Origin of the sequence: Nocardia pseudovaccinii NBRC 100343 (assembly GCF_001613225.1) — a bacterium.
In the GTDB taxonomy this organism is placed as follows: Bacteria; Actinomycetota; Actinomycetes; order Mycobacteriales; family Mycobacteriaceae; genus Nocardia; species Nocardia pseudovaccinii.
This window is the reverse complement of the sequence record NZ_BDBY01000154.1, coordinates 1-2,341: the sequence shown is the minus strand read 5'-3', so window position 1 is coordinate 2,341 and position 2,341 is coordinate 1. Positions and strand designations below refer to the sequence as shown.

Genomic DNA, 2,341 nt, shown 5'->3' with positions numbered 1-2,341 from the left:
AGGCCTCCATGGAGCAGTTGCTCGAAGGTATGCACGCGCCGCTGTACGCGATGGTGCATCCGCTGGTGATGGCATCGATCAATGCCAGTGAACGCGATCGATTCGGTGAGCGGGCCGATCGGCACCGCGCCTTCCTGCGGCAGGTGGGCTCGTTCCGGGGGATGGACAATCCGGAGGCGCTGGTCCGCGATTACGACATCTGGTCGCAGGCGATCAAAATCGGTTTCACCGATCATCTGGCCCGTCCGTTGCCGAGCGATATCCATGCCTGGGATCTGGCCCGGGTGGTCGCGGTGGCCCGAATGGCCTTCACCGCAGGTTATCTCGACGCCGAGGTGGCCTGGGATTATTTGATGCGGGCGCTGCCGCTGGCCCAGCGCAAATACCAGAATTGGCGCCAATTCGGCGATGCCTACCTGACCGGCTGGACCTACTGGCAGGCGTGTGAGGATCTGGCCGAACTCAAGAACGGCGGCGTGGATCGGCGCATGGAACTGCTGCGCCTGTGGTTGCGTCCGACCAGCCCGTGGCGGCGGATCACGCTGCAATCAGTTCCCGTCGGGGAGTGAGCGCAGAATCCCGCGGCCGTAGCGCTGGAACTGCCCGTCATCGACCATGCCGAGGGAATGCCGCTCCACCAGCAATTCCCATTCGGAATAGAGCTGCGCGACGCCTGGATCGGCGGGTCCGGCCGCACCGTCGGCCGAATCGCGCCGGACGGCGAAATTCACCGCGCAGGTGACGCGCTCGGTATCGGCTCGATCGGTACCGGTGAAATGCAACGTGACGTTTCCGTCGTGCACATCGATACCGGTCTCTCCGCGCACCGGGCCGATCTCACCGGGTGTCGTCACGGCGCCGTCGGTGGTGCGGGCCCACATGACGACCGGAATGGGGAGCTCATGGGCGTACCTGTCGCCGGGGCCGATGGAGATGAACAGCAGCCGTCCGGTGGTCGCGGCCAGCAGTCCGGGGCCGGTGCCTGCGGGCGGATGTGCCACGACGATGGCGGTCTCGAGCACGTATTCGTCGATGGTGACGTAACGATGCAGGGCGGCTATCGCCGCCTTGGCTTCGCGTTTGGGGGCCATCCGCCGCACGGCTCGATCGACATCGGCTCTGGTCGGCCCGCTCTTACCCCACTGCGGGGCGGGCGGCTGTAGATCGGGTGCGGCCACATCGATGCGCTGGCTGGCCAGGATCTGACCGTTGATGCGCTCGACGATCTCGGCGGCCGCGGGGAAATCGTGTTCGGCTATCAATACCGGTAGCGGGGTGCGGTCGGCGGGCACGCCGGTGAGCACGGGCGTGGGATAACGCAGATAGATCTCGATGACGACGGCATCGTCGGCACGGCGGTTCAGCCGGACCTTGAGCAGATCGGTGACCGGCACATCGAGGACGCGCTCGCCGTCGCTGCCCGGGCGTAGAACGATCAGTCGTCCACGGCCGTGCCGCAGTATCGCTGTGGGTGTCCGTAGCTCAACTATGTCCATACCCCCTGCGCTCTTATGTGTCGTCGCTCACGATAGGCCGAACATGACATGATTGTGACCACTTGGCATAACCCGACCGGAGACTTCGGGAACCACGGACGTTCCCCGACCGTTTACCTGTCGAACTACACCAGCTGCCGAACTGCGCGATGTATCGACTAGACCGTACGCGGTAACGTGGCATGTCCGCATCCGAACTACCGGACGGGACGCGCCCGACGCCACGCTAGGCATGCACCGGAGACACCCGGAAAGGACTGGCCGCCCGGCCTAAGCTCTATGAACCGCAAGACTGTGTTTCGCACCCTGGCCATAGTCTCGGGCATTTTGCTCGTGATCTATGCGTTCAGCTATTTCGGCAATGACACGCGCGGCTGGAAGAGCGTCGATACCTCGGTGGCGTTGAGTCAGCTGAACGACAAGAGCAACGTCAAGAACGTCCAGATCGACGATCGCGAGCAGCAGCTGCGCATCGAGCTGAACAACGGGAACGACGCGACTTCCGGTTCCAAGAAGATCATCGCCAAGTATCCGGGCGGCAGTGAGACCTCCAACCAGGTCTTCGACACCGTGCAGAAGTCCGGCGCACCGTTCAACACCGTGGTCAAGCAGGACAGTTGGTTCACCCAGATCCTGCTGTTCGTGCTGCCGATGGTGATCTTGCTCGGCCTGTTCATCTTTGTGATGTCGCGCATGCAGGGCGGTGGTCGCGGCGGCATGATGGGCTTCGGCAAGTCCAAGGCCAAACAGCTGTCCAAGGACATGCCCAAGACCACCTTCGCGGATGTGGCCGGTGCCGACGAGGCCGTCGAAGAGCTCTACGAAATCAAGGACTTCCTGCAGAA

The 2,341-nt window shown here is 63.4% G+C and carries 2 protein-coding genes and 1 pseudogene; 2 read left to right on the top strand and 1 reads right to left on the bottom strand.

Features of this window, described 5'->3' with window-relative positions; all coding sequences use genetic code 11:
- The coding region (locus NP3_RS18225) for a DUF1266 domain-containing protein (RefSeq protein WP_063042799.1) at window positions 1–569 on the top strand (569 nt) is incomplete at its 5' end.
- Here the strand turns inward: NP3_RS18225 and NP3_RS18220 are convergent.
- Window positions 549–1,496, bottom strand: coding sequence for a hypothetical protein (locus NP3_RS18220; protein ID WP_063042798.1), 948 nt, complete (start codon window positions 1,494–1,496; stop codon window positions 549–551). The genes NP3_RS18225 and NP3_RS18220 overlap by 21 nt on opposite strands.
- 279 nt (window positions 1,497–1,775) lie before the next feature.
- On the opposite strand from NP3_RS18220, the pseudogene NP3_RS18215 reads away from it, so the two are divergent.
- Window positions 1,776–2,341 (top strand): annotated as a pseudogene (locus NP3_RS18215) (ATP-dependent zinc metalloprotease FtsH); the annotation flags it as partial.